We start from the raw sequence: 2,140 nt of genomic DNA, 5'->3' as shown, positions 1-2,140 counted from the left end.
ACACGCTGAACCAGTTGACGCTGGAGCGCAGCACCGCCGGTGCACTGACCTACTACCAGTGGCAGGCCGACGGGGCGATGGCAAGCAAGCACGACGTCGAGGGTTGGACCTACTTCACCTGGGATGTGGATGAGGTGCTGACCCAGGCCGAGTATCTCGGGCCGCTTGGGGGCTATGTGTCGGTCGCGCATCAATATGATGCGGACATGAAGCGCGTCAGCATGGGCCTTTCACAGGGTGGCGGCTTGCCGGTGCGAAGCTGGAGCAACCGCTACCTCTACGACGGCGAGAAAGTGGCGGCCCGGCGCTACGTGGCGGATGCAAGCCCCGAGTCATGGGTTCTGTACCACAACGAAGGCCCCAGCATCTACTCGCCGCTGGCGGGCTCCAGCTACGAGACTCCGGGCTGGACCTCCCGCTGGTACCTGTTCGACGCCCTGGGCTCGACCGTCGGCATGACGGACAACACGGGCGGCCTGATCGGCTCGCGGCTGTACGAGGCCTTCGGCAGCACGCTGCACAGCAGCGGCATCGGCGGTGACCCCTACAACTACGTCGGGGCCTACGGATACTACCAGGACACCTTCGCCCTCCACCTCCTCTGGCACCGCTGGTACGACGCTGGAACGGGAAGATTCGTGAGTAGGGACCCGGTGGGTGCAGAAGGCGCGCCCTACGTCTATGTGCATAGCGATCCTGTGCGCATGTTTGACCCCAGGGGGATGGAACGCGACGACCCAGACGCCCCGGATTGGGATGTCACGTGCCTCGAGAGATACGCCGCCTGCATGCGTGACGTACAGAGGGTATACCTTCAGTGCCGGTGCGAGACGACTGTCACCACGACTGTTCAGGACTTGGTGGCGGGCTTGTGCGCCGGCGTCGCGGGCGCGTGGGGAACGAGCGGGGGTGGAATCTGGTTGGGCGGTCGTTTCATCAGTGGGTGGTGGCTGATGGCTCTCTGCGGTGGGTATCTGGCAGGATCGAGTCTCGGGTACGCACTGAACACGAAAGCCTGCGAGGACGAACGAGAGGCCCTGTCTGACAGCTGCCTCGACGCCTACAAGTGGTGCCTGTCACGAGGGACGCGCCCGCGGCACAGGCAGCCGGTCCCACACGCGGCGTTGGGGGTGTGAGGAAGATGCAGGACTGGGCAAGTGCTGAGATCTGGAGGCCAGAGCGGTCACGGAACGAGCGAGCGTTGCGTGTCTCTGTGTCACTGTGTCTGGGTGCTTCCGCCGGAATGCTCCTGGTGGGGTTCTGGGAGACGTTGCAGGGATGCCGGGCTGCCGAGGTTGCGGTGCCTCTGGTGACCTGGGCGGCCGTCTGCGCCAACTTGGTCCTGATCGTCGCCTCCTGCGTGAACGTCCTGCGAGAGATACTGTCGGTGCATCGCGAGATGGTGCGTCTGGGCGGAGAAGCCGTGGTGGTGTGCGGTTGGTGGGGGAAAGGCGTGATGATCCCGTGGTGTGACATATGTGGCTATGCTGCCTTCGGTCCACTGCGCCTGTATCTGGAGGAACTGCTGTGCATCTTCCTCGGAAGAGCACGTGCATGTGGGGTGCTACGCACGCACGGGCGCTACGTTCGGTTGCCCAGCTTCCGCGGGGACAGTGCGATGGGTGAGGCCCTTGTGCGCCGGGCCGGGCTGGTAAAGCTGAAGGAGACCGCGTGGGTGGTGACGTATGGGCGGGAAGCGGCGGAGAGCTGATCGACACAGTGTCCACACACACCTGGGGCGGGCGGAGGAGCTGGACAAGGCCAGCGGAGTGGGCGCTGACCTACTACCAGTGGCAAGCCGACGGGGCGATGGCAAGCAAGCACGACGTCGAGGGTTGGACGTACTTCACCTGGGATGTGGACGAGAGCCTGAGGGGGATTGCGACGCCGACCGGCAGCCTGCGCAACGCTTACGACGCGGAGATGAAGCGGGTATGGCGCGAGGAGGATAGCGCGGTTACCTATTTCGCCTTCGACGGCGAGAAGCTGGTGCTGAGCCGGCCGGCGCAGGGCGCGGCGACGCACTTTGTCAGCGAAGGGCCCTCGGTCTACGACGCGCTGGTCGCGCACCGCCGCGAGAGTGACCCGGCAACGGAGGCCTGGTACCTGCCGGACGCCCTGGGGACGACGCTGGGGCTGA

The 2,140-nt window shown here is 65.2% G+C and carries 3 protein-coding genes; all 3 read left to right on the top strand.

Annotated features, from left to right (window positions below; genetic code table 11):
- On the top strand, nucleotides 1-1,136 hold a 1,136-nt coding region (locus ABFE16_03465; GenBank protein ID MEN6344334.1), incomplete at its 5' end, for an RHS repeat-associated core domain-containing protein.
- Nucleotides 1,137-1,201: 65 nt separating this feature from the next.
- Complete coding sequence (locus ABFE16_03460) at nucleotides 1,202-1,711, top strand: hypothetical protein (protein MEN6344333.1); 510 nt, start codon at nucleotides 1,202-1,204, stop codon at nucleotides 1,709-1,711.
- Nucleotides 1,672-2,140 (top strand): hypothetical protein (locus ABFE16_03455; protein ID MEN6344332.1); only part of this gene is annotated, 469 nt, incomplete at its 3' end. The genes ABFE16_03460 and ABFE16_03455, both read left to right, overlap by 40 nt.

The sequence above is a fragment of the Armatimonadia bacterium genome (genome assembly GCA_039679385.1).
GTDB lineage: Bacteria > Armatimonadota > Zipacnadia > Zipacnadales > JABUFB01 > JAJFTQ01.
The sequence above is the reverse complement of the archived record's forward strand: the minus strand, read 5'-3'. Positions and strand labels throughout refer to the sequence as shown.